The following is a 14,028-nucleotide window of genomic DNA, read 5'->3' as shown; positions in this document are numbered from 1 at the left end:
TCGGGTAGGGCCATCCCAACCCCCCACCCGCCTCGGGGAGCTGGGGATTGAACTTACGCCGTTGTCAAGCCGGGCAACCGGCTTGTCCACAGGCGCGGGCGTGGCGGGGTTCATTGTGGATGACGGGCAGTGTCGCTTGTCTATCTCTGCCTACCAGATCCGTCGGGATTGTGCCGCCCAGAGGCGAACATCACCGCAGTGAGTTCGCCCGGGGCCGGGTGCCGCGCTTCGCGACAGCGCTGGGCGAAGCCAGGCTCAGGAGTGGGCTGCCCACGTTTCGAACATGGTGGCGTATTGGCCGCCGGCTTCCAGGAGCTCTTCGTGGGTTCCGGATTCGACGATGTGGTGGTTGTCGACCACGATGATGCGGTCGGCTCGCATGGCTGTCGAGAGGCGGTGTGCGACCAGGATGGCCGTACGGCCTTCGAGCAGCGCGTCCAAGGCGGCCTCGACCCGCAGTTCCGAGCGCAGATCAAGGCTCGACGTGGCCTCGTCCAGCACGACCACACGCGGGGAGGCGAGGAAGGCCCGCGCCAGCGCCAGCAGTTGCCGCTCCCCGGACGACACCGACTGGCCACGCTCGTGCAGGGGCGTGTCGAGGCCTTCCGGGGAGCGTTCCACCAGTGAACGCAACCCGACGGCGTCGACGGCGGCCCACACCTCGTCGTCGGTGGCGGACGGGCGGGCGAAGGCGATGTTGTCGCGCAGCGTGCCGGCGAACAGGAAAGGTTCCTGCGGCACGACCCCGATCTGGGTGCGCAGCGATTCCAGGGTGACGTCGCGCAGGTCGTGCCCGTCGATCAGGATGCGGCCCTCGGTGGGGTCGTAGAAGCGGGTCACCAGCTTGGCCAGCGTGGACTTCCCGGCCCCGGTCGGCCCGACACACGCGACCGTCTCACCCGGCGAGATGTCCAGATCCACGCCGGACAACACGGGCACACCAGGCGAATAGCCGAATGTCACATTCTCGAAGACGATGTGACCCCGTACGGGGGGAAGAACCGCGGCGGAAGCAGAGGACCGGACGGACGGCGAGGACGACAGCAGCCCCCGGATCTTGCCGATCGCCGCCTTGCCCTGCTGGTACTGGGTGTAGAGCTGCACCAGCTGCTGCACCGGCTGGAAGAACGAGTTGATGTAGAGGACGAACGCGGTCAGCTCGCCGATGGACAGCGAGCCGCGCAGCACCATCCGGCCGCCGACGAGCAGCAGCACCGCCATCGCGATCAGGCCGATCACCGACGTGCCGGGGCCGTAGATGGCGTTGATCCTGCCGGTCCAGTCGTTGGCGTCGCGATACCGGCCCACCACCTCACGGTGGGCGATCACGTTGCGCTCCTGCCGGTTGTGGGCGGTGACCACCCGTACGCCGTTGAGGCTCTCGGACAGGTCGGCGAACATGGCCGCGATGGCGTCGCGCTGACGGTTGTAGCCACGGTCGGCCGCGTGCCGGAACCACAGCGACGCGACCGTCAGCGGCGGCACGACCAGCAGCAGCGTGATCATCGCCAGGTAGGCGTTGTAGTGGAACAGCAGCCCGGTGACGACGACCATGGTCAGGGCCTGAATTCCGAACTGGGCGAAACCGTCCTGCAGCAGGCTCTGCAACGACTCCACGTCGGAGGTCATCCGGGTCATGGTGACCCCGGCCTTCTCGCGCGTGTAGTAGTCGAGCGACATCCGCTGCAGGTGGGCGAAGATGCGGACGCGCAGGTCACGGGTGGCAGCCGCGGCGAGCCGGCCGCTCTGGCGCATGCGCACGGCGGTGGCGACGCCGGTCAGCAGCACGGCGGCGACGAAGCAGGCGGTGATCACCATGAGGACGCGCAGGTTGCCGGCCGCGATGCCGTGGTCGATGCCGACCTGGACGAGGTAGGGGCCGGCCTGCAGCAGCGACGTCTCGACGAGGATCGCCAGCGAGGCCGCGAGCAACAACCCCGGCCGGCCGATCAGGAGGCGCCCGAGGGAGACCCGCGTACCGGAATCGGCGACCGGGTCGAAAGAGACTCCCGGGTCACCGTGCGACGGCTCGCGGGCCTCCAGTGCGGCGACACCCTCGCGCAGGTCGTCGGGGATGCCCGCGAACGGCAGCCCGTTGCCCTTGCGCCCAGCCGCGCCGACCGTGGGCCGGCCGCCGGCGTTGAAGCCGCCGAACCCGCCTCCGTACATGCTCATGCGGGTGCCTCCAAAGACGTGGACGCGGCGAGCACCTGCGCGTACCGGGGTTCCGACTCGAGCAGCGAGGCGTGTGTGCCGTCGGCGATCACCCGGCCCGCCTCCATCAGCACGACCCGGTCGGCCAGCCCGATCGTGGACAGCCGGTGGGCCACGATCAGCGTGGTGCGGCCGCGCATCTGCTCACGCAGCGACGTGTGGATGCGTTGCTCCACGGTGACGTCGATGGCGCTGGTGGCGTCGTCGAGCACCAGCACCGGCGGGTTGACCAGCAGCGCCCGCGCGATCGCGACCCGCTGCCGCTGACCGCCGCTGAGCGTGTAGCCGCGCTCCCCCACCACGGTGTCGTAGCCGTCGGGCAGCTCGCGGATGAACTCGTCGGCCCCGGCGGCGACCGCGGCGGCGGCGACTTCCACACGGGTGGCGTCCGGTTTCCCGTACGCGATGTTGTCGTGAATGGACATCGAGAAGAGGAACGGCTCGTCGGGCACGATGCCCACCTGTTGCCGCAACGAGCTCAGGGCCAGTGTGCGCACGTCGTGCCCGTCGAGGGTGACCCGCCCGCCGGTGACGTCGTAGAAGCGGGCCAGCAACCGCCCCAGCGTCGACTTGCCGGACCCGGTGCCGCCGACCACCGCCACCGTCTCCCCCGGACGGACGCGCAGGGTCACCCCGTCCAGCGCGACAGTGCCGTTCGGGTACGCGAACCGCACGTCGGTGAACGCGATGTCGCCGCGCAGCGGCACGTCGAGCGGGTCGGGTCCGTCGACGACGTCGCTCGGGGTGTCGAGGATGTCGTAGATCCGGCGCGCGGACGCCGAGGCCCGCTGCCCCATCATGATCATCATGCCGAGCAGGCGGAACGGCGGCTGCAGCATGAGCACGTACGAGTTGAAGGCGACGATCGTGCCCACGGTGGTGCTGCCCTCGATCACCATGTAGCCGCCGACCATCAGCACCAGCGCCAGCCCGAGGCGGGGCAGGTTGTCGAGCAGCGGGTTCCAGCGGCTGCGGATCCGCGCGTCCTGCAGGTACGCCCAGCGGATGCGGTCGGCGCTCTCGGCCAGCTGCCGCAGCTGACGCCCCTCGGCCGCGAACGCCTTGACGATGCGTACGCCCTGGATGTTCTCGTCGACGACGGTGGCCAGGTGGGCGAGCCGGGCCTGGATCATCCACGACACCGGGAAGATCGCCTTGCGCATGCTGACGCCGAGCAGCCCGATGACCGGCATGGTGATCATGGCGACGATCGCCAGCGGCACGTTGATCGAGAGCATCAGCCCGAACGCGACCACGGCGATCAGGCACTGCACGAGGATCGACGGCCCGAACGACAGGTACATCTGCACGGCCCGGATGTCGGAGCCGGAGCGCGACATCAGCTCGCCGGTCTGCACCCGGTCGTAGAAGCCGAACGGCAGGCGGGCCAGGTGGGAGTAGACGATGTTGCGCAGGTCGTACTCGAGCTCGTACGCCGTCCGCAGCAGATAGAGCCGGGCCAGAAAGTTGATCAGGCCCTGGAGCAGGGCGAGCCCGACGATCCACCACACGTACGTGCCGAGCTGCGCGGTCTTGTCGACGATGGCCTCGTCGATGCCGATCCGTACGAGGTTGGGGATCTGCACCTGCACGATCAGGCCGGCGAACGACAGCGTGAGCGACGTGATCAGCAGGACGCGGTGGGCCTTGACCAGCGGCAGCGCCCGGCGCAACCAGCCCAGGCGTACGTCGGGGTCGATGGACGCCCGGGGTGCGCGGCGGGACAAAGGCGCCTCCTGAACCAGGCGATCTAGTTAGCCTAGCTAACGATACTCCGCCGTTCGGGAGACATGATGGTGACGCGGGCCACCCATGCACGACGGCGGACACCGGTTACCGCGCTCAGCCCACGCCGAACGGCTCGGGGTCGACCGGGGGGCAGTGCGCGCCGGGGCCGGCCGGGCGCAGCCGCAACAGGTAGCGGTCGACCACCCCTGAGACGCAAGGGCTCTTGTTGTAGGCGACGTGACCCCAGCCGTCGTACGTGAGCAGACTCGTCGGACTGCCGAGCTGGACCGCTACGTTGCGCGCCCAGGCGTACGCCGTGGCCGGGTCGTACCGCGAGTTGACGAGCAGGACGGGGCCGAGGCCGGGCGGCGGGGTGATCGGGGCCTGCGGATTGCTGGGCGCCGACGGCCAGCCCAGGCAGCCGGTCATGGCGCTGAGCGCGAGCGGGGAGACCAGCATCTGCGGAGCGCGTACGGCGAGGGACCGCATCCGTGCGCGCAGGGCGGGGAAGCCGCTGACCCGCAGGTTCCAGTCCTCGCAGATGACCGGCGAGAAGCTGTAGTCGATCAGGTCCACCGCCGGCGCGGCGGCGCGGCGTCCTTTCGGGGCTGCCGCGGAGGCGACGGCGTCACGCAGGTAGTAGGCGAACGAGTACCACTGCGGCTCGTACAGGGCCGTGAACGCCGCCGTCAGCAGGTCGGAGAGGCCGAGCTTGAGTGACGGGTCGTACGGGTTGCGCAGTTGACCCGCGCGCGCCTTGGCCATTGCGGAGGCCCAGAGCTTCAGGAGGTCCTGGCCCCGCAGCACGCAGCGCTTGTCGCGGGCGCACCACTTCACGAACTCGTCGAACGCGTCCTGGGCGGCGTCGGTCTCGCGGGTGAGGAACGTGTCGAGGTCGGCGCTGTGGTCCATCACGCTGTCGAGCACCAGCCCGCGCAGCCGGGAGGGGTAGCGCTGGGCGTACTGCAGCCCGATCAGGGTGCCGTACGAGGCGCCGTAGAAGTTGATCTTCTTTTCGCCCAGGGCGGTCCGTACGGCGTCGAAGTCGCGGACCACGCTGCCGGTGTCGACGTGCCCGAAGTGGGCGCCCGTCCGCGACGCGCAGTCGGCGGCGAGTTTGCGGTTCCAGGCGACCATCGCGGCGTACTGCTGCTCGGTCTCGACGAGCGGGGACGGCTTGGCGTCGACCAGGTCGCGGGAGCAGAGCACCGGCGAGCTGCGACCCACCCCGCGCGGGTCCACGCCCACGATGTCGAACCGTTTACGCAGCTCCGCGCCGAAGAAGCCGGGCGCGCCGAACGTGAAGTCGACCGCCGAGCCGCCCGGCCCGCCCGGGTTCACCAGCAGCGCGCCGATCCGCCGGGCGGGTTCGGTCGCCTTGCGGCGGGCGATGGTGAGGGTGATCCGCGGGCCGGCCGGCTCGGCCCAGTCGGCCGGCACCGTGAGCTCGCCGCACTGCACCTCGGCGTCCTCCGGGCACTCGGCCCATGTGATCGCGGCCGCTGCCGCCCGCGCGGGCGGCATGAGCCCGTACGCCAGCAGGATGATCACCGTGAGGACAGCGGCCCGGACGGGTCGCGTCGGAACTCGCACGCGCTTTCCTCCGCCCTGCACGGCCGAGGCGCCGCACGGCCCCATCTTGGAACGAACCAAGATCATCGGTGCGGCAAACCGGGGAAAGTTCGCCGGGCCGTGGCACGGTGGAGCGATGAATTCCGCCGCCCGGATCCGTCTCGTCCTCGCCTCGGCCCTGGCCTTCGTGCTGGTCGCCTGCTCCGACGGGGAGGCCTCGGCCCCCAGCGGCGCGACCTTCCCCCCGGAGCCGTCGGCCCGGCCTGCGACCCCCAGCCAGGCCGGTCCGAAAACGCCGCGGCTCGGCAAGGGGCAGATCATCGTGGCGGGACTGGAGGTGCCGTGGGGCGTCGCTTTCCTGCCCGACGGGTCGGCGCTGGTCAGCGAGCGCGATCGCGGCGACATCCGGCAGGTCCCGGCCGGCGGCGGCAGTCCGAAGCGGGTGCACACCGTCGAGGGTGTGGACGCGGGCGGCGAAGGCGGGCTGCTCGGCCTCGCGGTCGACCCGGACTACGAGCGGAACAAGTTCGTCTACGCGTACTTCACCGCGGGCGGCGACAACCGGATCATCCGGTTCACGCTCGCCGGCGGCAAGCCCCAGGTGATCTTCAAGGGGATCGACAAGGCTCGCATCCACAACGGCGGGCGGCTCGCCTTCGGCCCCGACAATTTCCTGTACGTGGGCACAGGCGACGCCGGCAACGGCAGCGCCTCGCAGGACCGCGACAACGTCAACGGCAAGATCCTGCGGATCACCCGGGACGGCAAACCGGCGCCGGGCAACCCGTTCCCGGGTTCGCCGGTGTGGTCGCTGGGGCACCGCAACGTGCAGGGGCTGGCCTGGGGTCCGGACAAGAAGATGTACGGCATCGAGTTCGGCCAGAACACGTGGGACGAGGTCAACGTCATCCAGCCCGGCAAGAACTACGGCTGGCCCGAGGTCGAGGGCAAGGAGGGCAGGGCCGGCTACGTCGACCCGATCGTGCAGTGGAGCACCGACGAGGCGTCACCGTCGGGCGCGGCCGTGGCCGGCAACACGCTCTACGTGGCCGGGCTGCGCGGCGAGCGGCTGTGGACGGTCCCGCTTGACGGCGGGAAGCCGAAGGCGGAACTCGTCGGCGAGCTGGGCCGGTTGCGTACGGTCGCCGTGGCCCCGGACGGCGCGTTGTGGGTGACCACCTCGAACCGGGACGGCCGAGGCGATCCCCGCAACGACGACGACAAGATCCTGCGATTCCGGGCCGGCTGACCGGCTAGCTGTTGTTGGGCGGGAGCTGGGGCAGGGCCGAGATCGCCGCCGCGTACTGGGCGATCTGCCGGCCGTTGGGCACCACGCCGACGGCGCGGAGCTGGTCGTGAATGGCCTGCTTGACCTGATCCTCCTGATGACCCCGGTGGGTCTGCATGACCTTGTTCACGACGTAGTCGACACGGATCTGCTGTTGCCAGCCGGCGGTGCGGTAACCGCCAGCCCGGGCGTTGCTGATGGGGGCGATGGCTTCCATGCCCGGTGTATCGGCCGCCGCCCGCCCGGACGCGAAGGATGCGGAGGCGGTGCAACCCGAACGCAACCGGGTCACACCGCCTCGGCCATCAGTGCGCGGCGGGCCGGTCGTCCTCGGGCGTGATGTCCGACGGGTCCGGCGGCTTGGGCGGGTTGAGCCGCAGCCACAGGAGGAACAGCAGCCCCAGCACGAGCATGCCGATGCCCATCCACAGGTTGATCCGGACGCCCTCCGCCTTGTCGATCTCGGCCTGGCTGTCGAACAGGCCGATCAACGTGACGATCACGCCGTAGACGACGAACAGGCCACCGATGACCCGTCGTACGTCGAAGAGCCGGGCCGCCGCCGAGAGCCTCTTCTCGTCGACCTGGTCGTTGTTCTCCGCCATGGTGAGACCTCCTTACCAGACCGGGATGTACAGGGCGATGGCGAGCACGACAGCGATGGCGCCGAGCAGGACGGGGTTGCGCCACCAGACCTTCTCGCCCGAGACGATCACCGTGCCGTCCGAGGTGCCGCCGAGGCCGTACACGAGACCGCGCAGCTCGTCGTCCGGCTTCGAGGGGGTGAAGAAGGTGACCGCGACAGCGATGATGACGGCCGTCACGAAGGCCACACCGGCGCCCCAGAAGCTCTGCTCCAGCGCCGAGTTGAACGCGATCGCGTCGGTCAGGTAGGCGACGTAGAGCGCCAGCGAGGCCAGGAAACCGAGCACCAGCGACCAGAAGCCGGCCCACGGGGTCATCCGCTTCCAGAACATGCCGACGATGAAGGTGGCGAACAGGGGCGCGTTGAACAGCGAGAACAGCTGCTGGATGTACTCCATGATGTTGCCGTAGCCGCTCGCGATGAACGCCGTGCCGATGCCGATGACGACACCGCCGACGGTCGCGTACCGGCCGACCCGCAGGTAGTACTCGTCGCTGCGGCCCTTCTTGATGTAGGCCTGCCAGATGTCGTACGTGAAGACGGTGTTGAAGCCGCTGACGTTGGCGGCCATGCCGGCCATGAACGACGCCAGCAGACCGGTGACGGCGACGCCGAGCACACCGTTGGGCAGCAGGTCGCGCATCAGCAACGGGATCGCGTTGTTGTAGGTGAGGTCGCCCTCGTCGGCGCCCAGGCCCTTGACCGTCACGACGGCGATCAGGCCGGGGATGACGGTGACGGCCGGGATCAGCAGCTTCGGGAAGGCCGCGATGATCGGCGTACGCCGGGCCGCGTTCATGTCCTTGGCCGAGAGCGCACGCTGCACCTCGGCGAAGTTGGTCGTCCAGTAACCGAACGAGAGCACGAAGCCCAGGCCGAACAGGATGCCGATCCAGGTGGCGCCGAGCGGGTTGTCCGCGCTGCTGCCCGTGTTCGACCACGTGTGCAGGGCGGCGTCACCGAGCGGGCCGCTGCGTACGGCGTCGAACAGGCCGTCGATGCCGCCGACCTTGACCAGGCCGACGATCGTGAGCGGGATCAGGCCGGCCAGGATGACGAAGAACTGCAGCACCTCGTTGTAGATGGCCGAGGAGAGACCGCCGATCGTGATGTAGGTCAGCACGATGGCCGCGCCGACCACGATCGACACCCACAGCTCCCAGCCGAGCAGCGCGTCGAGGATCAGCGCCAGCGCGAACAGGTTGACGCCGGCGATCAGCACCTGCGCGACGGCGAAGCTGATCGCGTTGAAGATGTGCGTCGGCTTGTTGAAACGCCGTTTCAGGAACTCGGGGACGCTGCGCACCTTGGAGCCGTAGTAGAACGGCATCATCACGATGCCGAGGAACACCATGGCCGGCACCGCGCCGATCCAGTAGTAGTGCAGCGTCAGCAGGCCGTACTGGGCGCCGTTGGCCGCCATCCCGAGGATCTCGAGGGCGCCCAGGTTGGCCGAGACGAACGCCAGGCCAGTCACCCAGGCCGGCAGCGACCGGCCCGACAGGAAGAAGTCGGCGCTGGTCTTGATCGCTCTTCGGGCCGCGAAGCCCACCCCCAGGACGGTGGCGAAATAGAGGATCAGGATCAGGTAGTCGACAAGGTTGAGATCGAGCCGCAGCCCGCTCTCCGCGGCTAGCACCACAGGCCACCTCCGAGGGGAAAGTCAGCCGCGAACTACCCGCCTCCAAGATCTTTCACACCTGCACGTTTCTCAACGGAGACCTCCGACAACCTCCGGTGACAACTCGGACACGTCGGTGACGACCAGGGAGGCCAGGGTCAGGGCGTCGGCGGCCGGCGGATAGACGCCGTGCGGGACGGCGATCACGGCCAGGCCCGCCGCGGCCGCCGAGCGGAGGCCGTTGCTGGAATCCTCGACGGCGGCGCAGACCGCCGGGGCGAAACCGAGCTTCTCGCAGGCGGTGAAGTAGACGTCGGGGGCCGGTTTGCCGCGCGGCACCTCCTCGGTCGACAGGGTGACCCGGAACGCGTCGGTCAGCCCGGCCGTCTCGAGCACCTGGTCGATCAGGATCCGGGCCGACGAGCTGGCCAGCGCCAGCGGGAAACGGGCGCCGAGACGCCGTACGGCCTCGACCGAGCCGGGAATCAGCGGGAGCGACGACTTGTACCGCTCGGCCATCCGGCCCAGCACGTCGGCGGCCACCTGCTCGGGCGTACGGGGAACACCGACGTCGTGGGCCAGGTGACCGGACCATTCCGGGGTGCTCATGCCCATCATCCTGTCCTGGGTGTCGGGCAGGAACTCGCGGCCGAACTCGGCCACGTAACCGCGCCGGACCTCCTCCCACACCTCCTCGGTGTCGATGACGACGCCGTCCAGGTCGAAAACCACTGCCTCGATCGTCATCGTCAGAAGCTCTCCGCCGCGGGGACGATCTCTTTCGCGAACACCTCGAACTGCTTGGTGTCCCAGGCGTTGCGCAGGCCGCCGTGCCCGACCTCGAAACCCATCGCGTGCAGCCGGCGCAGGCCCTCGACGATCTCGCCGACCCGCTCGCCCTTCTCCCCCAGGTCGAAGTTGAACAGCACGGTCTTCTGGATCTCGTCGTAGTCGCGGCCCACCTCGTCGCAATGCCGTTTGAGCACGTCGAGCTTGTGCTGCACCTCGGGGCCGGGGAACAGGTTGCAGGCGTCGGCGTACTGGGCGACCAGCCGCAGCGTCTTCTTCTCACCGCCACCGCCGACCAGGATCGGCAGGTGCGGGCGGGCCAGCGGCAGCGGGTGGTTGAGCAGGCGGTCGAGCTGGTAATGCGTGCCGTGGAAGGCCGTCTCGTCACCGGCGAACATCTGCTTGCAGATCTTGAGCGCTTCCTCGAGCCGCTCGAACCGTTCCTTGGTCGGCGGGAACAGCAGGCCCAGCCCGCGCGACTCCTCCTCGTTCCAGGCCGCGCCGATGCCGAGGATCGCGCGGCCGCCGCTGAGCACGTCGAGCGTGGTGACGGCCTTGGCCAGCAGTCCCGGGTCGCGATAGACCACGCCCGTAACCAGGGTGAGCAGCTTGGCGTTCTTGGTATGAGCGGCCACGAAGCCGAGCGCCGTGTAGGCCTCGAGCATGTCCCACTCCGGCGGGCCGATCACTCCGATCTGCCAGAGGTGGTCCATCACGCTGATTCGCTCGAAGCCGGCCTCGTCGGCCGAGGACGCGATGTCGGCAAGGACCGGACCGAGCCGAGGAGCGCCCTCGGGCCAGGTGAAGTTCGAGATGTGCAGGCCAAGTTTCACTGGTTTTCCTCTTCCTCCAGGACATTCGGCGCAACGGATCAAACCCTACCCCCAACCCCCCATTCCCGTACGCAGCGTAGTGACGAACCGGCTTTATCGGACTCCGAAGAGCCGTCGGGCGGGTCCCGGACGGTCCACGAAGATGGTCGTCCTCCACCGTTCCGGTGAGTTGCTGTTCGGTTGCCGACCGGTAGTTTTCTTGATCAGGAACAAGCCTGAGGAGCACCGCCATGCCTCCTTCGCCGCTTTCCGCAGCGACGAGCCACCGCCGAACTTCGTCACCCTCAGTAAGCGTTGTGATCCCGGCCCGCGATTCCGCCGGGCTCGAGCTCCTGTTGCGCGGACTGCCCCCGGTCGACGAGGTGATCGTGGTCGGCGCGGGCCTGGACCTGTCGTCCCGCCCGGGCGCCGTGCTGGTGCCCCCCACGCGGCCCGGCCCGGGCAACGCGATCGCGTGCGGCGTCCGGGCGGCCCACGGCGACATCGTGGTGACGCTCAACGGTGACGGCTCCACCGACCCGGCCGAGATTCCCCGGTTCGTGCGCTCACTGACCGCCGGGGCCGACGTGGCGATGGGCTCCCGCTACTCGGCGGGCGGGCGCGATCTGACCGGCGGGCGGCTCCGCCGCTGGGCCGACCTGCTGCTGATCTGGTTCTGCAACGCCGTTCTGGGCATCCGCCGCACCGACCCCGGTTTCGGGTACGCCGCCTTCTGGCGCGACGCCGTGCCATCGCTCGGCCTCGCCGACCCCGCCTTCCCCCACTCTCATGCGGCCGGTTCCGCGTCTCGCGCGGCGGCTGTCTGGGGCGACGGTCCTGAGATCGGCGCGCTGCTCGCCCTGCGCCCCGCCGCACGGGGCCTGCGGGTGGCCGAGGTGCCGAGCGTCGCCCTGCCGCCGGCTCACCGCCCGGCCGACCGTCCCCGCCTACGCCACTGGCTGCGCGCCACCCTGCGCGAGCTGCGCCGAACCGACCGTACGACGTGGGCCCCGCCCGCCCCCACGCGGAACTTCTCCTACCCCGGCCTCGGCCGCCGCGCCCCGCTCAACGACGAAACCGGCGCCGGACGCCGTGCCCTGGACCGCCGCGCCGTGGAGTCCCTGGCCGAGGGCCGCCGCACCGACGAGCGCCTGGCCCGCGAGCGAACCACCGTACGCCAGTTCACCGGCGCCAAAGGCTGGTCCGACGCGGACCGGCGCCACCCCAGCCGCAGGGTTCCACCCGTGCAGCCACCGTTCCACCGCCACGACCCCCGCAACAGCACCCCGCCGGCACTGCCCGACGGCCACCCGGCCCGGCTCGGCGGCCCCGACACTCAACCCCGTTCGGCCCAGACCCAGTGGCGCCTCGCCCCCGGCGCCACCCAGCCCGAACGCCGCGAGGTCGGCGCCCGCCGCCGCCGTATCCAGGGCCTGCGGCAAACCCAGCCCAACCTGAAAGTCATCAACGGCGAAGGCACAGGCGCCAAGTCGGGCCGCCGCGCTCAGCTCCGGGCGGTCAGGAAGTCGGACGGCTAGGAACGGCTGGCAAGAGGCCCTGCTCAGCGAGCCGCCCGGCCGCCAGCGCCACGTGTTTGCCGGTGAACAATCGCGCCTTCCGCAGGCTCCACGACGCCACCCGATCGGCCAGGGCCGCCGGATCATCCGTCCTCGGCTCATGACCGGACGCAAAGTGCACCGTGGCGAGCAACTCGAGGCTGTAAGGAGTCTCGAACCCCTCGACAAGTTCCAGCAGGGCGTCCAGCCGCTCCAGATCGTCGGGACGCCCGGCGAGTTGCTGCTCGGCCTCGTCAACGCTCTCCCTGACCGGGTTGATCGGCGCGAACTCGGTGACCCGAGCCGATCGATCCCCCAGACCGGTCAGGTGGTGGCCCTCAAGCGCGTCGAGGGCATGACTGAGTTGAGCGGCGTAGGGCCCGTACGTCCCCCGGACGAAGCTCAGACGCAAAGGCGCACCGAGAATCTGAAGAAAGTAGGCGAGCTTCTGGATCTCGAGTTCGCTGATCCCTTCGCGCACCTCCTGCAACCGTGCCCGGACGAGGTACCTGTCGACGGCCGACATCAACAGGGCGCGAGGTGGAGTAAGCGCCGGCCGCGGCGTGGCGTTCGGCATCGCGTCAGCGGACGGCGCGCCTTCGGGTGGGTAGACCACCACCCTTACGTCAGGCATCCGGCCGCAGGCCTTTTCGATCAGCGGTCGGACGTCACTCCACTCCAACCCTCCGTTACCGCAACCCAACGCCGGGATAGCGACTGACTCGATCCCTCGTTCCTTGATGACAGTTACCAGCGAATCCAGGCCGGAGGCGATGTCCGCCAGCCGCGAGTGGCTGCGCCAGTGCTGCTTTGTCGGGAAGTTGAGCAGGTAGCGGCGGGGCCCCATCACGCCGGTGTCGAATACCCACACGCGGCCCAACTGCACCTCACCACGAGCGCAGGCCGCACGGTAGGCACGGAAGTTGGCCGGGAACGCGCGCTTGAACTGCAGAGCGATGCCCTTACCCATCACGCCGACCGTGTTCACCGTATTCACCAGTGCGTCCGTGTCGGCCGTGAGGAGATTTCCGTGAGCTTCTTCGATCATGACATCACCTCCGTTCGAACCCGTAGTACCAGCCGGGTCTGACGATAATCCGCTGGCCGAGCCTGTGACCGGCCAGAACGTTACCGGCTCGAGACCTGAACCGGTCGTCGTGCACTCCGACCCAACTGACAACGTCCAGCGGAACCGTCCGGTGGACGAGGAACTCGGCTTGACGACGGCGCTGCCGGTCAGGGTCCTCCGGTGTGTTGTTCCAACGCTCCGCCTCCATCAATGGCCAGTCGATCATGCGGAGCATGTCCTCCACGCTCGATGTGAACTCGGAGGTTGCAGTCGCAGCGTTCCCGTCGGTGGCAACCCACAGCAAACTGGCATCGACCACCGCCCGTACCGTGGAGACCAGGTAGACCAGGGGCTTGTCTCCACCCTGATAGCGGTCAGGAACCCGATCCCGATGCTCACAGGAGATTCGGTACATCATGGGCGAGCGAGGCGCGAAGTAGAACGGCACGTAGTCGCCGACGTGTCCGCCCGGATGGATGGGAATCCTGCGTCTGCGCCGTGACTCCTTGATGTCTCGTGCCCCCACCTCGGTGTGCGTCATTCCGGTCCGCGCCACAAGGTCACAGCTGAGACTCCCAGCCTGCCGGATGGCAGCCAGGTTCTCGATGTGGGTGAAGTGGTAGAGCCATCGTGTGCCTGCGGTCGAGACGTCTGCGTCAGTCATGTCGTCGTCGATCTCCGGATCCGTTGCCTCGCCGGATTGGCGGTTCGTTTCGGATCAGGGTGTCATCGA

General features: G+C 69.1%; 12 protein-coding genes. 2 read left to right on the top strand and 10 right to left on the bottom strand.

Going from position 1 to position 14,028, the window contains the following annotated elements:
• Positions 1-255 precede the first annotated feature (255 nt).
• The 3 genes from C8E87_RS25670 to C8E87_RS25660 form a co-directional block, all read right to left on the bottom strand.
• Complete coding sequence (locus tag C8E87_RS25670) at positions 256-2,175, bottom strand: ABC transporter ATP-binding protein (protein WP_133875453.1); 1,920 nt, start codon at positions 2,173-2,175, stop codon at positions 256-258.
• On the bottom strand, positions 2,172-3,941 hold the full coding sequence (locus C8E87_RS25665; protein WP_133875452.1) for an ABC transporter ATP-binding protein: 1,770 nt from the start codon (positions 3,939-3,941) through the stop codon (positions 2,172-2,174). The genes C8E87_RS25670 and C8E87_RS25665 overlap by 4 nt, the downstream gene beginning before the upstream one ends.
• A 115-nt stretch (positions 3,942-4,056) precedes the next feature.
• On the bottom strand, positions 4,057-5,535 hold the full coding sequence (locus C8E87_RS25660; protein WP_239080017.1) for an alpha/beta hydrolase: 1,479 nt from the start codon (positions 5,533-5,535) through the stop codon (positions 4,057-4,059).
• Positions 5,536-5,650: 115 nt separating this feature from the next.
• Between C8E87_RS25660 and C8E87_RS25655 the strand changes: the two genes are divergently transcribed.
• Complete coding sequence (locus tag C8E87_RS25655) at positions 5,651-6,763, top strand: PQQ-dependent sugar dehydrogenase (RefSeq protein WP_133875451.1); 1,113 nt, start codon at positions 5,651-5,653, stop codon at positions 6,761-6,763.
• A gap of 4 nt (positions 6,764-6,767) precedes the next feature.
• On the opposite strand, the gene C8E87_RS25650 is transcribed toward C8E87_RS25655, so the two are convergent.
• From C8E87_RS25650 to C8E87_RS25630, 5 genes are all read right to left on the bottom strand, one after another.
• Positions 6,768-7,019, bottom strand: coding sequence for a hypothetical protein (locus C8E87_RS25650; RefSeq protein WP_166661239.1), 252 nt, complete (start codon positions 7,017-7,019; stop codon positions 6,768-6,770).
• A gap of 88 nt (positions 7,020-7,107) precedes the next feature.
• Positions 7,108-7,407 carry a hypothetical protein gene (locus C8E87_RS25645; protein ID WP_133875450.1) on the bottom strand — a complete coding sequence of 100 codons (300 nt, stop codon included), beginning with the start codon at positions 7,405-7,407 and terminating at the stop codon, positions 7,108-7,110.
• A 12-nt stretch (positions 7,408-7,419) separates the two neighbouring features.
• Positions 7,420-9,090, bottom strand: a complete 1,671-nt coding sequence (locus tag C8E87_RS25640; RefSeq protein WP_133875449.1) for a sodium:solute symporter family protein — start codon at positions 9,088-9,090, stop codon at positions 7,420-7,422.
• Positions 9,091-9,159: 69 nt separating this feature from the next.
• Positions 9,160-9,816, bottom strand: coding sequence for an HAD family hydrolase (locus tag C8E87_RS25635; protein WP_133875448.1), 657 nt, complete (start codon positions 9,814-9,816; stop codon positions 9,160-9,162).
• A 2-nt stretch (positions 9,817-9,818) separates the two neighbouring features.
• Complete coding sequence (locus C8E87_RS25630) at positions 9,819-10,691, bottom strand: LLM class F420-dependent oxidoreductase (RefSeq protein ID WP_133875447.1); 873 nt, start codon at positions 10,689-10,691, stop codon at positions 9,819-9,821.
• 296 nt (positions 10,692-10,987) lie between these two features.
• On the opposite strand from C8E87_RS25630, the gene C8E87_RS25625 reads away from it, so the two are divergent.
• A complete protein-coding gene (locus C8E87_RS25625; RefSeq protein WP_166661238.1) occupies positions 10,988-12,208 on the top strand; it encodes a glycosyltransferase family 2 protein in 1,221 nt (406 codons plus the stop codon).
• Here C8E87_RS25625 and darG read toward each other — a convergent pair.
• Positions 12,189-13,274, bottom strand: a complete 1,086-nt coding sequence (gene darG / locus C8E87_RS25620) for a type II toxin-antitoxin system antitoxin DNA ADP-ribosyl glycohydrolase DarG (RefSeq protein ID WP_133875445.1) — start codon at positions 13,272-13,274, stop codon at positions 12,189-12,191. The genes C8E87_RS25625 and darG overlap by 20 nt on opposite strands.
• A 4-nt stretch (positions 13,275-13,278) precedes the next feature.
• Positions 13,279-13,959 (bottom strand): type II toxin-antitoxin system toxin DNA ADP-ribosyl transferase DarT, encoded by a 681-nt coding sequence (darT, locus tag C8E87_RS25615; RefSeq protein WP_133875444.1) that lies wholly within the window; start codon positions 13,957-13,959, stop codon positions 13,279-13,281.
• Positions 13,960-14,028: the final 69 nt, after the last annotated feature.

Origin of the sequence: Paractinoplanes brasiliensis, assembly GCF_004362215.1 — a bacterium.
In the GTDB taxonomy this organism is placed as follows: Bacteria; Actinomycetota; Actinomycetes; order Mycobacteriales; family Micromonosporaceae; genus Actinoplanes; species Actinoplanes brasiliensis.
The sequence above is the reverse complement of the archived record's forward strand: the minus strand, read 5'-3'. Positions and strand labels throughout refer to the sequence as shown.

Coding starts and splice junctions, on each gene's coding strand:
- C8E87_RS25645 (WP_133875450.1), bottom strand. CDS start 7,407: ATGGCGGAGAACAACGACCAGGTCGACGAGAAGAGGCTCTCGGCGGCG.
- C8E87_RS25635 (WP_133875448.1), bottom strand. CDS start 9,816: ATGACGATCGAGGCAGTGGTTTTCGACCTGGACGGCGTCGTCATCGAC.
- darG (WP_133875445.1), bottom strand. CDS start 13,274: ATGATCGAAGAAGCTCACGGAAATCTCCTCACGGCCGACACGGACGCA.
- C8E87_RS25650 (WP_166661239.1), bottom strand. CDS start 7,019: ATGGAAGCCATCGCCCCCATCAGCAACGCCCGGGCTGGCGGTTACCGC.
- C8E87_RS25670 (WP_133875453.1), bottom strand. CDS start 2,175: ATGAGCATGTACGGAGGCGGGTTCGGCGGCTTCAACGCCGGCGGCCGG.
- darT (WP_133875444.1), bottom strand. CDS start 13,959: ATGACTGACGCAGACGTCTCGACCGCAGGCACACGATGGCTCTACCAC.
- C8E87_RS25655 (WP_133875451.1), top strand. CDS start 5,651: ATGAATTCCGCCGCCCGGATCCGTCTCGTCCTCGCCTCGGCCCTGGCC.